Origin of the sequence: Paracidovorax avenae ATCC 19860, from assembly GCF_000176855.2 — a bacterium.
Lineage (GTDB): Bacteria > Pseudomonadota > Gammaproteobacteria > Burkholderiales > Burkholderiaceae_C > Paracidovorax > Paracidovorax avenae.
In genome coordinates this window covers 4,421,016-4,434,829 of the sequence record NC_015138.1, presented here as the reverse complement: position 1 = coordinate 4,434,829, position 13,814 = coordinate 4,421,016, and the positions used below count along the sequence as shown (strand labels likewise).

Below are 13,814 nucleotides of genomic sequence, written 5' to 3'. Positions count from 1 at the left end.
AGGGCGGTCGGACCGGAAGCGGTGCGCCAGCGGCGCGACGGACGGAGATGGTAGCCGCTGCCGGCGACAGGCCCGCGCCCCGGTGTGTCAGGCCGTGTGCGCGGCCTCCACCGCGGCGTTCGCCTGCGCGGTGATCTCCAGCGAGCGCAGCCGCAGCGCCGGGTCGTACACATCGCTCACCAGCATGAACTCGTCGGCGCGCGTGGCCTCGGCCAGCGCCCGCAGGCCGGCCCGCACCGTCGCCGGCCCGCCGACCACGCCCGCCGCCAGGAAGTCGCCGATCGCCGCGCGCTCCTGCGGCGACAACTGGGCCGCGTAATCCCGCACCGGCGGCTGCAGCAGGCCGCGCCGGCCGGTCAGGATGCCCAGCACCCGCTGGTAGGTGCTGCTGGCGAGGTAATCGGCCTCTTCGTCGGTATCGGCCGCGATCACCGGCACGCCGATCGCCACGTAAGGCTTCTGCAGCGTGGCGGAGGGGCGGAACAGCCGGCGGTACAGGTCCAGCGCCTGGTGCAGCAGCCGTGGCGCGAAATGCGAGGCGAAGGCGTACGGCAGCCCCCGCTCGGCCGCGAGCTGCGCTGAGAACAGGCTGGAGCCCAGCAGCCAGATGGGCACCTCGGTGCCCGCCCCGGGCACGGCCGTGATGCGCTGGCCCGGCTGGGCGGGGGCCAGCAGGCGCTGCAGCTCGGCCACGTCGCGCGGGAAGTCTTCTTCGGTCTCGACGCGGTCGCGGCGCAGCGCGCGCATCGTCGGCCCGTCGGTGCCGGGCGCGCGGCCCAGGCCCAGGTCGATGCGGCCGGGGTACAGCTCGGCCAGCGTGCCGAAGGCCTCGGCCACCACCAGCGGCGCATGGTTGGGCAGCATGATGCCGCCCGAGCCCACGCGGATCGAGCGTGTGCCGCCCGCGATGTGGCCCACCAGCACGGCCGTGGCGGAACTGGCGATGCCCGGCATGTTGTGGTGCTCCGCCAGCCAGTAGCGCCGGAAACCCAGCGACTCCGCATGCTGCGCGGTGCGCAGCGCCAGGGCCAGCGCATCGGCCACGCTGCCGCCCTCGCGCACCGCCACCAGGTCCAGCATCGAGAGTGCGGGGCGATGGCCGCCCCCGGGAGCGGCGGAAGACGGGGCCGTGGAGGAAGGGGTCGAAAGCGTCGTGGTCGTCATGCGGACCATTGTGCGGCGGCCCCCAAAACCGCTGTGGCCATGCGGGCAACCAGGAGGCAGGAATCTGAAAATTGATTGAATCTATCGTTTGTAACAAATCGATTACTTCAATTAAAATACGCGCCACCATGGGATTCTTCAGCCGACTGTTCCCGCCCCGCGCCGACGGCCGTCCCGTGCCCGATGACTGGACCTCGCTGCCCGACAGCCAGGCCAGCGAACTGGTGCTGATGGGCGACGAGGCCGCCAAGCTGCTGGCCGAGATCGACATCGACGCCGCCATCGCGGCCCAGGAGCGCTGGGTGCCCTGGCTGGAGCAGGTGCTGCTGCGCGGCGCGCGCGACGAACGCCTGCGCCCCGAGGCCATCCGCGACGACACCCGCTCCGAACTCGGCCAGTGGCTGCGCGGCCCCGGCCGCATCGCCCTGGGGCATTTCCCGGCCTTCGACATGATGGCCCGCCGCCACCGCTACTTCCACCAGCAGGCCGCCGACGTGGTGCTGCACGCCGAAGCCGGCGACGAGCGCCAGGCCCGGCAGGCCTTCAAGAGCTGCCACCATGCCTCGCGGCAGGTGGTGATGCTGCTGCAGGAACTGAAGCGGGGCCTGGCCCGGGCGGCGCGCTAGCGGCTAGCGGAGGGGCGCCAGGCGGTGCCTGCTCACAGGTCCACCTTGACGGTGGCCTTGACCGTGCGCGGCGCGCCGGTGGCCAGGCGGGTGCCGGCCGCGGCCCAGTACTGCTTGCCCCCCGCGTTCTCCACGTTCAGCTGCAGCAGCGTGCGCTTGCCGAGCAGCGAGGTGGCGTAGCCCACGCCGGCGGAATAGATCGTGTAGCCGCCCAGGAAGGCCTGGTTCAGGTCGTTGACCGGGCGGCGGCCCGTGAAGTACGCGCCCCCGTTCACGTTCAGGCCGGGCACCGCGGCGATGTCGTAGGACAGGAAGGCGCTGGCCGTCTTCCTGGCGGTGTTCTCCGGCAGCTTGCCGTCGTAGGCCGGGCCGATGTCCTCGAACTTCGCGTCGATCAGCTGCGCCGAGACCTGCCACGCGAGCTGGCGCGTCAGCCGGCCCTGCGCGGAGGCTTCGATGCCCTGGTACCTCTGCCGGCCGTCCGCGGTGAAGAGGTTGCCGGTATTGGTGTAGTAGCCCGGGCGGTCGATGTCGAACACCGCGGTGGACAGCAGCGTCCCGCCGACGCTCCATCGCAGGCCCAGTTCCTTCTGCTTGCTCACGCCGGGGGGCAGGCGGGTGCCCACGTTGGCCGAGCCGGTGGGCGCCGTCTCGCCTTCCTCCAGCCCCTGCGAATACGAGCCGTACACCGAGAGATCCGGACTGAACTTGTGGATCACCGCCGCCATCGGGCTGGTCTTGGTGGCCGCATAGTTGAGCGCGCCCTGGTTGCTGCCGTAGTCGGTGTAGCGCACGCCGGCGATCACCTGCCAGCGCGGCGACAGCTCGATGCGGTCCACTGCATAGATGCCCTTTTCCTCCGTTTCGTAGCCGGCCGTGGTCGGCGACGAAGGTGCCGCGCCGTAGGTCACGCTGGTGATCGGGACCGGGTCGTAGAGATTCTGCGTGGCGCTGTAGTTGCGCTGGTAGATCGGGTCCTGCGTCTTGTTCGTCCGCGCGGCGCCCAGCGTGAGTTCGTTCCGGTAGCCGGCGACGCTGAAGGTGCCGAACGCCTCGGCCCGCAGCATGTCGGACTCCACCACCTGGCGCTGCATGTTGCCGCGGATCGTGCCGGCGCCGGTGGCGGCGTTGTTCAGCGTGAAGATCGACAGGCGGCGGTCACGGTCCGTTCTGGAGCGGCCGGCTTCCAGCGTCAGCGCCCAGTCGTCGCCCAGCGAATAGTCCGCGCGCACCTGGGCATTCGTCGTCTCGGCATCGAACACCGCCATGTTGGGCGCGATGAGGGCACGGGCATCCGGCACGCGCGGCAGCGTGATCCGGCCGTTGACGGCCGCGGGCAGCGCGATGCCCGCCTGCTCCACGAGCTTCCTGCGGTCGTATTCGAAGTCGGCCCGCAGCGACAGGCGGCTGTCCACGCGCCAGTCGAACGCCGCCGACAGGAAGCGCCGGCTGCCGTCGTCGGCGCCGCGCATGGAGTTGCCCAGCGTGCCCCCGGCGGCATTGATGCGCAGGCCGTATTGCTGCGCATCGCCGAACCGGCGGCCCACGTCCGCCGTGCCCAGCACCGTGCCGTAGTTGTCGAACACCGTGCCGAGCGTCGCCACGGGCGTGGCGCCCGCGCGCTTGGTCACGAAATTCACCACCCCCGACGGCGCGGTGAAGCCGTAGTAGATGGCCGACGTGCCCTTGAGCACTTCCACCCGCTCCTTGTCCTCCATCGGCACCTGCGAGAAATTCATGATCGGCAGCGAGCCGTTCAGCCGGTAGTTGGTGCGGTTCTCCACCGTGATGCCGCGGATCACCAACTGGTCCCAACTGTCGCCGCCGTTCTGCTGGCGCGTCACGCCCGCGGTGTTGCGCACCGCGTCGTACAGTCCGCCGGCCGCCTGCCGGTCCAGCACCTCGCGCGTGATCACGTTCACCGTGGCCGGCACATCCATGATGGACGCCCCGCGGAACGTGCCTGCCTCCACGGTGTTGGGAACGAAGCCGTTGGACCGCTCGTCGCGGACGGTCAACGTGTCGAGCGGCTTGTCGGAAGACCCCTTGTCAGTGCCCTGGGCGTGGAGGGTGGGCGCGCAGGCGAGCATGGCCGCGGCGGCCAGCGAAGACGGCAGGAACTTCATGAAAAATCGCTATGGCAGAAATTAGAAGATACATATGATAACAATTCTCATTTGTGTAAATCTGATTCCTGCCCTGATGAATTCCTCGGCCTGCACGCCGCCACTGTTCAGCGCCGCTGGCGCATCGGCATGCGGTCGATCTCCGCGAAGACGGCCTGCAGATCCACCTCCGGGCCTTCCTTCATCTTCACGCCGCCATCCTTGCCCACGAGGATGAACGTGGCCGGCCCCATCGCGTCCAGGTCCAGCGCCTTCAGCAGCGCCGCAGTGCGCGCGGCCCCCAGCGCCTGCCCATTGCGGCGCCCCTGGCCGGCCACCACGGTGAACAGCACCATGTCGCGCTCGCGGAAACCTTCGCGCAGGGCCGGTTCCTGCAGGGCGGCGCGCACCTTGGCGAGGAGGGGGACGTTTTCCTGAGGGACGACCACCACGACGGGGCGGGTTTGCCAGCGCTCGGCGATGAGGGGGTTGGCGTTGCCCTCTGGATTGTCGTTCTGGCTGCCGCTGCCGCTGGCCCAGGCGGTGCGGAGCGTGGCTGCCAAGCCCAGGGCGAGGACGGCAGCGCGGTAGAGGGTGCGGCGGTGCAGTGGCATGGGGGCAGTGTCAGCGGAGGAGGGCTGGGTGGATGTCGGACTGAGGCGATAGGCGGGAGCGTGGGATTCCAGTATGGGTTTCCAACTCCTGTGCCGCTGATGTCGAGTTTCAATCCAGGCGCCCACGCGGGGCGCGACTCTGCCCGAGGCCGGCCAAGGCAGCCAAAAGAAAGTTTCAACCCATGCGCCCACGCGGGGCGCGACCGGTGGAAGGCAGCTCTGAGCAGGACGCCGAAAGAGTTTCAATCCACGCGCCCACGCGGGGCGCGACGCCTTGGCCTTGTCGCCGACCTTGGCCTCGATGTCGTTTCAACCCACGCGCCCACGCGGGGCGCGACGAGGCCATCGAGCAAGCCACCGGCGCCAAGCGAGGTTTCAACCCACGCGCCCACGCGGGGCGCGACCTACTAGCTCGGTAGAGGCCGTGCGCCAGTAGTTGTTTCAACCCACGCGCCCACGCGGGGCGCGACACACCGCCGAGAGCGATCGCGTCCATCATGGCCGAGTTTCAACCCACGCGCCCACGCGGGGCGCGACCCAGCCAAGCCCCAGGGCTTCCCGTCCGCACGGCGGTTTCAACCCACGCGCCCACGCGGGGCGCGACCCTTCGCTACGGGCGCTTCCAAACCTTCGAGCTGGTTTCAACCCACGCGCCCACGCGGGGCGCGACTCCAGATCGAGGTGACGCGCTTGACGGCCGAAGCGTTTCAACCCACGCGCCCACGCGGGGCGCGACCGGCTTTCGCGGCTGCGTCGCAGCCCGATGTCACGGTTTCAACCCACGCGCCCACGCGGGGCGCGACGCGGCGGCCGTTTCAGGTTGCTGGCAGTGGCTGGGGTTTCAACCCACGCGCCCACGCGGGGCGCGACTAGTCGTCCTTGTGCGCGGGGCCGATGTCGGGGGCGTTTCAACCCACGCGCCCACGCGGGGCGCGACGGCATGCTCGACCCGTAGGCATAGGCCTCGGAATTGTTTCAACCCACGCGCCCACGCGGGGCGCGACCCCTTGGGACTGCATCAGCGACCAGCCCCACACCATGTTTCAACCCACGCGCCCACGCGGGGCGCGACCAGCATGCCGGCAGTGGTGGCCGCCATCCTGGCGATGTTTCAACCCACGCGCCCACGCGGGGCGCGACGCGGGGGGTTGCCAGGCTCCGTACCTTTAGGTACGGTTTCAACCCACGCGCCCACGCGCCCACGCGGGGCGCGACGGTCATGGCGCTTGGGTTGCAGGCGGATCCCATCGGGTTTCAACCCACGCGCCCACGCGGGGCGCGACGCCGGCGTACCCCGGCAATTCAAGGTGCAAAAATGTTTCAACCCACGCGCCCACGCGGGGCGCGACTACCGCCAGGTCCGGTACTCGCTCGTCGTCAACGGGTTTCAACCCACGCGCCCACGCGGGGCGCGACCGTCGAGTCTCTACACGTTCCCCCCTTGTGGAGGTTTCAACCCACGCGCCCACGCGGGGCGCGACAGAGCAAACCATGGCCCGCGGGGCCGAGGAGAACGTTTCAACCCACGCGCCCACGCGGGGCGCGACGCAGCTTTTCCTCGCGCAGGAAGCGCTCCAGGAAGTTTCAACCCACGCGCCCACGCGGAGCGCGACCAGTGAGGACGGATGGATCACCGCACGGATCTGGTTTCAACCCACGCGCCCACGCGGGGCGCGACCGGTATTTCTTCGCAGCGCCCACTCGCGATCAGGTGTTTCAACCCACGCGCCCACGCGGGGCGCGACACACGCCTGGGGCGCTGGGCTGGTGGTCGTGGATGTTTCAACCCACGCGCCCACGCGGGGCGCGACTCGCATTCCGAAGATTAACCGCCTCGTATAAGGAGTTTCAACCCACGCGCCCACGCGGGGCGCGACGCAGGCCCAGGGCGGCGGTGATGGTGATGACCAGTTTCAACCCACGCGCCCACGCGGGGCGCGACCTTTTGCAGCACCGGCCCATGACGCGCCAATGGTGTTTCAACCCACGCGCCCACGCGGGGCGCGACCTGGTGGGGCGCGAGGACGGCGGCCGGCAGACCAAGTTTCAACCCACGCGCCCACGCGGGGCGCGACCCGGGTACTGGCAGTTTCGGCCCATCGTGGAATGGTTTCAACCCACGCGCCCACGCGGGGCGCGACGGCCTCCGGATTCAGCGCCATGAGGTACACGGCATCGTTTCAACCCACGCGCCCACGCGGGGCGCGACGGGCCGCACGGGCCTGGGCGGTGCGGCACCGTGACGGTTTCAACCCACGCGCCCACGCGGGGCGCGACGGGCAGGTCGGGGTTGTCCAGGTCAATGAAGGCGCGTTTCAACCCACGCGCCCACGCGGGGCGCGACCCAGCAGGCGCAGCAGCTTCTGGCCAAGATCGAAGCGTTTCAACCCACGCGCCCACGCGGGGCGCGACCCTCCCCGGCAGCGCGCAGCGCCGCCACCTCCTGCCGTTTCAACCCACGCGCCCACGCGGGGCGCGACCTGCGCTCCCTCCACTGGGCGCGGCTGCGCCACGTCGTTTCAACCCACGCGCCCACGCGGGGCGCGACCAGCGAAGACGGATGGGTCACTGCGCGGGTCTGGGTTTCAACCCACGCGCCCACGCGGGGCGCGACGATTTCAAAGGTCATGGGTTGCTTTCAGTGGATTGTTTCAACCCACGCGCCCACGCGGGGCGCGACCGCTGGCCGGCGTGCTCAAGCTCAACGACGGAATGTTTCAACCCACGCGCCCACGCGGGGCGCGACTGCGCGAGATCAAGGGACGCGTGGACGATCTCCAGTTTCAACCCACGCGCCCACGCGGGGCGCGACAGCTTCGCCGGGTTGGATGCGGACGGAATCAGCAAGTTTCAACCCACGCGCCCACGCGGGGCGCGACCTACCGACGCGCGGGCGCAGTACCGGAAGCTGGTGGTTTCAACCCACGCGCCCACGCGGGGCGCGACACGGCCGGCGCCAGCTCTGCGCACGGCACCACCACGGTTTCAACCCACGCGCCCACGCGGGGCGCGACCCTCGGTGCCGCTGTCGTTCATCACAGCGCGCAGGTTTCAACCCACGCGCCCACGCGGGGCGCGACTGGGAGGCGGCGACGGGCATATGGACATCGCCACGGTTTCAACCCACGCGCCCACGCGGGGCGCGACCGCACGTCTTTTCGAACTGCGGCAGGTTCGGCGCGTTTCAACCCACGCGCCCACGCGGGGCGCGACCCTTGCCGAGGATGGGGACGCCTGCGCCACTGGGCGTTTCAACCCACGCGCCCACGCGGGGCGCGACCCTTGCCGAGGATGGGGACGCCTGCGCCACTGGGCGTTTCAACCCACGCGCCCACGCGGGGCGCGACGGCTACTGCATTTCGCTGGCGATCAAGAGCGTATCGTTTCAACCCACGCGCCCACGCGGGGCGCGACGCCGCATGGCCCGCCAGCTCGGGCAACTGGTGAGGTTTCAACCCACGCGCCCACGCGGGGCGCGACTCAAGGGCCGATTTGGCAAGCGACAAACACTGCTCGTTTCAACCCACGCGCCCACGCGGGGCGCGACGACGGCGTCTTTATAACCCCGCGCCATTCCTCCACTTTTCCGCCAACGCGCGCGAACCTGCCCATAGAGCAGGGCTTTCGCCGGGCAAAGCCGCTCACGGTCCCACAATCCCCTTGCACATCAATCACTTGCCACGCTGCGAACCTCCCCTGGGCGCAGGCAGTCGCTTCCGGTTCGCGCCGGATGGTTGCAGGAATGAAGAGGAGGGGGAACGAGAGGCGCTACAGCACCAGCGGCCCGTTCAAATCCAGTACCGGCTTGGCGCCCACGTGCTCCACCTTGCGCTGCCAGTCATTGCCCAGGTAGTAGAACCGCAGGCTGTCCTGCGCGGGGTCGATGGTCTGCTGCAGCCGGGCCTTCAGGGCGGTCCACTGGGCGGCATCCACTTCGATCTCGAACACCGAGAACTGCACGCGCTGGCCAAAATCCAGGCAGGCCTTGGCGATGTGGCGCAGCCGGCGGGCGCCGGCCTTGTCCTGGGAGCGGACATCGTAGCTGACGAGGACCATCATGGTGCGAGGTGTCCTGATGGTGCGTGGTGGCGGGCTGCGGAGCGCATGGCTGTCATTTCCACAGGAAGGGCGGATAGGCGTCTAGGTCACCGCGCAGGTGCCGGGCCAGCAACTGGGCCTGGATGAAAGGGAACAGGCCGATGGCCGCCTTCTCTTCCAGGAAGACATGGCGCAGTTCTTCGCGCTTGCGCTCCTGGTAGGCGGTGAGCACGGTCTTGCGCGATTCCTCGCGCAGCAGCACGGCGCCGTTGTCCAGGGTCTGGAAGTCGCGCTCGCCGATCTGCCGCAGGTTGATGAGCGACAGGGCCAGGCGGTGGGCCATCAGCGGGCGGAACTCCTCCAGCAGGTCCAGCGCCAGGCTGGGCCGGCCCGGGCGGTCGCGGTGCAGGAAGCCGACGGCGGGGTCCAGCCCCACGCTTTCCAGCGCGGAGCGGCAGTCGTGGGTGACCAGGGTGTACAGGAACGACAGCAGTGCGTTGACGGCATCCATCGGCGGCCTGCGGCTGCGGCCCGTGAAGCGCATGGCCGGCTCCTGCACGCGCACCAGGTGGTCGAACACGCTGAAATACGACTGCGCCGCCTCGCCTTCGTAGCCGCGCAGCAGGTCCACCGGTTGCTCGGGCGACAGCTGCCGCGCGATGCGCTCCAGGCGGGTGTGGGCGTGCTGCAGCGCGGCCTCGTGTTCGCCCGCCAGCTTGCCGCCGTGGTCGCGCAGTGCCCGCCCCAGCACGGCGCGCTGGTTGTGCAGCTTGCCCTGCAGCAGGTTGCAGACGATGGCGGAGCACCGGGCCGGGTCGTCGCTGGCGCGGTACTGCTGCCGACGCAGCAGCACGTTGCCGGAGATGGGGCCTTCCACACGGGCCAGGAACTTGCCGTTCGGCGTCAGAAAGCAGGTGGTGATGCCCTGCTCCGCACAGTAGCCCAGCAGGGGCGGCGACACCAGCACGCGGCCGAAGCACACCAGGCTTTCCAGCATGTGGACGGGCAGGCGGGCGCGCACCTGCTGCTCCACCTCCATCACGATGTTGGCGCCGTCCTTGTGCAGCCATGCGCCTTCGGTGGTGACGTAGAGCGTGTTCAGTTGCCGCCGCATGCTTGGGCCCCTCCGCCGTCTTCGTGGTCGTCGTTGATGCCTTCGTCGCGATCGACCTTCAACTGGCGCGCCAGCCAGGCATTGACGCTGGTGCGGCGCTGCAGCAGCCGGGGGCCGCACAGGTCGATGAGCGAGCAGGCGTCGCAACGCCGGGGGCTGTAGTCGGCCGTCGGGGTGATGCCGGCATCCAGCATGGCCCGCGTGGCCGCGATGGTGTCTTGCGTCAGGCGGCGCAGTTCGGCGTCGAAGGCCACGTCGGTGCGGCGGCGGGTGGCGCCGTAGAACAGCGCGCCGTGCGGCACGGCCTGGTCCAGCATGTCTTCCAGGCACAGCGCCTGGGCGCACAGCTGCACCTCGTCGGCCCGGTGGGCTTTGGGCCGGCCGCGCTTGTATTCCACGGGGAAAGCCTGCTCGCCGTGGGGCGTTTCATGGAACTCCACTACGTCGGCAATGCCGCTGATGTGCAGCCCGGCATGCACCAGGGGCAGGGCGGTGGCGGTGCGCACGCCGCGGCGGCGTTCGCCGCGCGGCTTGTCTGCCTGCTCGTGCAGCAGCCGGCCTTCCGCGGTGTGGCGGCTTTCCGCCCAGAGCTGCTCGACGTGGATCAGCGCGCACTGGCGCGGGCAGTACAGGTAGTGCTGCAGGGCGGACAGCGGGATGAATTCGTCCGATTCCATCGCTGCTGCCTCTGCCGCCGCTCCGTGGCCTCAGATCAGCTCGCGGACGGTGACGCCCTGGGGCACTGCGGCGTGGTCCACCTCCACCCGGTAATCGGCAAAGCGCCGTGGGGCGGCGTCGGCATCGGGCCGGGCGCGCGCGACCTTCACCGCATCGAACAGCACGTGCGCCGGGGCGTTGCCCATGGCGCTTTCGTGCTCGAAGACGATGAGCTTGCGTGCCGCCATCTCGCCGCGTGCGGCGGAGCGGTCGTGCTCGAACATGTTGATGAGTGCGCGCCAGAACAACTCCAGGTCGGCATCGGAAAACCCCGTGCGCTCGGCCAGTTTGGCGGAGACGAAGCCGTGCGCGCGATAGAGGCCGTAGGGAATGATGTGCTTGCGGCCCATGGTGCGGTTGTCTCCGCTTTGCGCTTCGGCCTCTTTCTCGGTGGTGACGGCCATGCGGGTGATGGAGATTTCCAGCGGCACCACCGGGTCGATGGAGGTGGCGAAGGCCATCTGCACGGGGCCGCGCACCTGGCCGGCGTTCACGCCCGTGGTCATGACTGCGCCGAAGGTGCGGACGTCGAAGAAGTTGGCGCACATCCAGGCCGTGATCTCGCGCGCCTTGGCTTCTTCCTTGGGCAGTTTCTTGAACTGCTCCTTGGCGTCGGGCGGAATGCCGAGCGCTTCCCAGGCCTTTTGGTGCTGCTGGTTCAGCACGGCCTTCTCCTGCATGTAGATGGCGTGGCCGGGCGTGTCTTCCTTGTCCAGGGTCACGAAGTTGCGGATCTTGCGCTTGAGGCACACATCCGTCACCAGCCCGCGGTTGGTTTCCGGGTCCAGTCGCGGCAGGTTGCCCGCGTCCGGGTCACCGTTGGGATTGCCATTGGTGATGTCGAACAGGTAGACGAACTCGTAGCGGTGGGCGATGGCGGTCATGCGGGGGCTCCCTCGGTGGTGTCTGCGTTGGAATCGTGGTCGTTGCTGTCCTGTGCGGCGCTGCCGTCGCCCTTCACGAACCGGGTTTGCGACTGGTGGTAGTAGCCGATGGCGAAGCGGCCCTGGTCTTCGATGCGCAGGCTGCGGGGGAAATGCTCCGGCAATCCATCGACGATCTCGCGGATGTCCTTTTCCAGGTTGACGGCCAGGCCCGGCTTCTCCTTGCGCAGCTTGCCCAGGTGGTTCTGCGTGTTGCGCAGCAGCACCGGGAACACGGACGCGGGCGTGGCCGACGCAGCGCCGTAGTAGCGGTCGCGGATGGTGGCGTTGACCTGGCCGCCGAGCGCGCTGCGCTGCACGGCCTCCAGCACGGCGAAAAGGCGCCCGAGCCGGTAGCCGGGATTGAGGGATGCGGTATCGAGACTCACGGGAACCTCCTCTGTGTCGTTGTTCGTTGCGTTGCTTGCGGCAAGACGCCGGGTACGCGCCAGGACGGCCTTGCAGATCGCCACACGCACGTCCGAAAGATCGCCATCGGTGCGCATGCGCATCAGCGTATTGGCCAGCAGGCTGCCGGGATAGCGGTGGCCCTGCAGGATGGAGCGCATCAGTTCGCCGGCCAGTTGCGGTGGCACGTCTTCGGCTTTGGCGCGGCCTTCCCGCGAAGGGGCCGTAGCCAGCACCAGGCGCCACAGCGATGGCATGACTTTCCATCGTGCAGGCTTGATGCTCAGGTCGCGTGCATGCCATGCCACGTTCTGCGCCAGCGCCCCCAGCGTGTTCACCGTCCAGAATCGGATGGAGAGGCGCGACGCATTGGGTGCGAGGCCCAGCACGTAGATGCGCGTGGTTTCGCTGAGGCGCGGATCGATCTCCGTCAGTGGCCGGCCCTGGACTAGTTTTTCGAGTGCGATGCGCAGCGCCCCGGAATCCTGGGCGTCCGTGGGTGATTCGTCCAATTCCCAGGTGCTGGCCAGAAGGAGTTCGGCGGCCTGCGCCGCGTCCTCGCTGGCGGCCTCGGCCCAGAACACCACTGTGGCGTCACCCACCTGGAGCCGTTGGCGGTTGTGCTCACCGCGGCGCAGGAGGTGGTTGAGCACCGTGGTGTATGCGAACGCCGCCTGTTCGGAGATAGGGGCGTTCTCTCCCTGGCTTTTTCCATAGGACGTGAAGGACTCGAGGTTGAACGACACGAGCGAAGCGCCCGAGCTTTGCGCACCGTTCACTCCCTTGATCGCCGGATGCAACCGCGCCACGGGCATGCGTTCGCCGGTCACGAGGCAATGCGCCAGCGTGGATGCACTGTCGTCGTCAACCGACAGCAGCCGTGCGCGTGCGGCCTGCGCTGCGGGGCGTTCATGCAGGTGGGCCGCTTCGCCATCCAGCCGGAAGACGACATTCGCGTCCAGCATCTCTTCCTTGAATGGCTCGGTCCGAAAGTGATCAGGGTTCCAACCGGAAAGAAAGGCGCTGAGCGCTTTGAGTCCTGCGTCGTCCGTGCCCGCCAAGCTTTGCTGGTGCAGCGCCTTGAAGGCTTCATGTTCCTTGTCCGCACGCTTGCTGGTGGCGCTGACGCCCAGCACATAGCTGGTCTTGTCCCAGAGGAAGTTGGACTTGATGCCCACCGTGCGCTTTTCCGGCTGTGGCACGTTCATCACGCGCGGCACGGGCTTCTTGCCCGACGGGTCGCGGATGTCGTTCACCTGCACCACGCGGCCATCCGGCGCCAGCAGGATTTCGTAGCTGATCTTCTCGGGGCTGTAGCCAAAAGGGGAGAGCCCTTTTTCGCCACGCGCCAGCAGGCGCTGGTAGTAGGTGGCCAGTGCCTGCAGGATCATGACTTCACCCCTTCGCTCTGCCAGGGCGGCACCTCGATCACGCCGCCCACCATCTGCGCCCGGAAGAAGCGCGGCGCCATGCCGCGGTCGAAGTCGATGTCGTGCAGCGTCCAGCCCAGGTCGCGCGGCGCGATCAGGCTTTCATGCACGGGCGGGATCGGAGCGCCATCCTCCAGCAGTTCGAAGCTGGCCGGAAACTCCCGCACGCCCATGCAGGGCTGCTGGAAGCATTGCCCCTTGCGCGCACGGCGGTTGAAGATGTCCAGGTGCTTGCCCACCGAATCGTCGGGGCCGGCCTTGGCTGTCAGGTCGAAGTGCGCCTCGATCACGTAGGCCACGTCGCGCAGGATGGTCGCGGCCCGCTGCTGCCGGTCTTCATCGACATAGGTCGCCAAGCCGTCGGGCGTACCGGCCTTCATGGCCTTGGTCACGCTGGCCGGCGAGATCTTGCCGCCCACTTCGTTGCGTCGGATGGACTCGAAGCGGATCGGGTTGAGCACGTGGATGCGGTCGATGCTCCAGCGGATGGCAGGCTTCCAGTGGATTGCTTCGAGGATGCCACGAGCGGCGGAAGGGGTCAGCGTGTCGTACGAGACCCTTTCCACTTTCATTTCCGGGCGCGTGAAACAGGCGCGCTCACCCCAGATGCGTAATCTCACTCCATAGGCCATGGCCCCTCCCTGTATCGGCTTGTGTTCATCTTCTGCCCCACGG

The 13,814-nt window shown here is 68.7% G+C and carries 10 protein-coding genes and 2 CRISPR repeat arrays; of the genes, 1 reads left to right on the top strand and 9 read right to left on the bottom strand.

All coding sequences use genetic code 11. The features are described 5' to 3' along the window. Positions 1-87: 87 nt before the first annotated feature. Positions 88-1,080, bottom strand: coding sequence for an LLM class flavin-dependent oxidoreductase (locus ACAV_RS19230; protein ID WP_041828823.1), 993 nt, complete (start codon positions 1,078-1,080; stop codon positions 88-90). A 212-nt stretch (positions 1,081-1,292) separates the two neighbouring features. On the opposite strand from ACAV_RS19230, the gene ACAV_RS19225 reads away from it, so the two are divergent. Continuing rightward, the gene (locus ACAV_RS19225; RefSeq protein ID WP_013596244.1) at positions 1,293-1,790 is read left to right on the top strand and encodes a CZB domain-containing protein; all 498 of its coding nucleotides are present in this window, start codon (positions 1,293-1,295) and stop codon (positions 1,788-1,790) included. 32 nt (positions 1,791-1,822) lie between these two features. Here ACAV_RS19225 and ACAV_RS19220 read toward each other — a convergent pair whose 3' ends face one another. The 8 genes from ACAV_RS19220 to cas5c all read right to left on the bottom strand — a co-directional run bounded on the left by ACAV_RS19220 (position 1,823) and on the right by cas5c (position 13,771). Beyond that, the gene (locus ACAV_RS19220; RefSeq protein WP_013596243.1) at positions 1,823-3,916 is read right to left on the bottom strand and encodes a TonB-dependent siderophore receptor; all 2,094 of its coding nucleotides are present in this window, start codon (positions 3,914-3,916) and stop codon (positions 1,823-1,825) included. A 107-nt stretch (positions 3,917-4,023) separates the two neighbouring features. Further along, positions 4,024-4,509, bottom strand: a complete 486-nt coding sequence (locus ACAV_RS19215; RefSeq protein WP_013596242.1) for a DUF4174 domain-containing protein — start codon at positions 4,507-4,509, stop codon at positions 4,024-4,026. 106 nt (positions 4,510-4,615) lie between these two features. Further along, positions 4,616-5,649: a CRISPR direct-repeat array (repeat unit 32 nt; unit sequence GTTTCAACCCACGCGCCCACGCGGGGCGCGAC). Positions 5,650-5,759: 110 nt separating this feature from the next. Further along, a CRISPR array of direct repeats spans positions 5,760-8,056; the repeat unit is 32 nt; unit sequence GTTTCAACCCACGCGCCCACGCGGGGCGCGAC. A gap of 221 nt (positions 8,057-8,277) precedes the next feature. Next, positions 8,278-8,568: a CRISPR-associated endonuclease Cas2 gene (gene cas2 / locus ACAV_RS19210; protein ID WP_013596241.1), complete on the bottom strand. Its 291-nt coding sequence runs from the start codon at positions 8,566-8,568 to the stop codon at positions 8,278-8,280. A 52-nt stretch (positions 8,569-8,620) separates the two neighbouring features. After that, positions 8,621-9,661 (bottom strand): type I-C CRISPR-associated endonuclease Cas1c, encoded by a 1,041-nt coding sequence (cas1c, locus tag ACAV_RS19205; RefSeq protein WP_013596240.1) that lies wholly within the window; start codon positions 9,659-9,661, stop codon positions 8,621-8,623. Further along, entirely contained in the window at positions 9,646-10,338 is a 693-nt protein-coding gene (gene cas4, locus ACAV_RS19200) for a CRISPR-associated protein Cas4 (protein WP_013596239.1), read from the bottom strand. Before cas4 ends, cas1c begins: the two co-directional genes overlap by 16 nt. A 30-nt stretch (positions 10,339-10,368) precedes the next feature. After that, the gene (gene cas7c, locus ACAV_RS19195; protein ID WP_013596238.1) at positions 10,369-11,262 is read right to left on the bottom strand and encodes a type I-C CRISPR-associated protein Cas7/Csd2; all 894 of its coding nucleotides are present in this window, start codon (positions 11,260-11,262) and stop codon (positions 10,369-10,371) included. Continuing rightward, the gene (gene cas8c / locus ACAV_RS19190; RefSeq protein WP_013596237.1) at positions 11,259-13,100 is read right to left on the bottom strand and encodes a type I-C CRISPR-associated protein Cas8c/Csd1; all 1,842 of its coding nucleotides are present in this window, start codon (positions 13,098-13,100) and stop codon (positions 11,259-11,261) included. The genes cas7c and cas8c overlap by 4 nt, the downstream gene beginning before the upstream one ends. After that, the gene (gene cas5c / locus ACAV_RS19185; RefSeq protein ID WP_013596236.1) at positions 13,097-13,771 is read right to left on the bottom strand and encodes a type I-C CRISPR-associated protein Cas5c; all 675 of its coding nucleotides are present in this window, start codon (positions 13,769-13,771) and stop codon (positions 13,097-13,099) included. The genes cas8c and cas5c overlap by 4 nt, the downstream gene beginning before the upstream one ends. Positions 13,772-13,814 lie beyond the last annotated feature (43 nt).

Excerpts from the sequence above, each read along its gene's own strand:
- cas8c (WP_013596237.1), bottom strand. The coding sequence starts at position 13,100 with ATGATCCTGCAGGCACTGGCCACCTACTACCAGCGCCTGCTGGCGCGT.
- ACAV_RS19220 (WP_013596243.1), bottom strand. The coding sequence starts at position 3,916 with ATGAAGTTCCTGCCGTCTTCGCTGGCCGCCGCGGCCATGCTCGCCTGC.
- ACAV_RS19230 (WP_041828823.1), bottom strand. The coding sequence starts at position 1,080 with ATGCTGGACCTGGTGGCGGTGCGCGAGGGCGGCAGCGTGGCCGATGCG.
- ACAV_RS19215 (WP_013596242.1), bottom strand. The coding sequence starts at position 4,509 with ATGCCACTGCACCGCCGCACCCTCTACCGCGCTGCCGTCCTCGCCCTG.
- ACAV_RS19225 (WP_013596244.1), top strand. The coding sequence starts at position 1,293 with ATGGGATTCTTCAGCCGACTGTTCCCGCCCCGCGCCGACGGCCGTCCC.
- cas5c (WP_013596236.1), bottom strand. The coding sequence starts at position 13,771 with ATGGCCTATGGAGTGAGATTACGCATCTGGGGTGAGCGCGCCTGTTTC.
- cas7c (WP_013596238.1), bottom strand. The coding sequence starts at position 11,262 with ATGACCGCCATCGCCCACCGCTACGAGTTCGTCTACCTGTTCGACATC.
- cas4 (WP_013596239.1), bottom strand. The coding sequence starts at position 10,338 with ATGGAATCGGACGAATTCATCCCGCTGTCCGCCCTGCAGCACTACCTG.
- cas1c (WP_013596240.1), bottom strand. The coding sequence starts at position 9,661 with ATGCGGCGGCAACTGAACACGCTCTACGTCACCACCGAAGGCGCATGG.
- cas2 (WP_013596241.1), bottom strand. The coding sequence starts at position 8,568 with ATGATGGTCCTCGTCAGCTACGATGTCCGCTCCCAGGACAAGGCCGGC.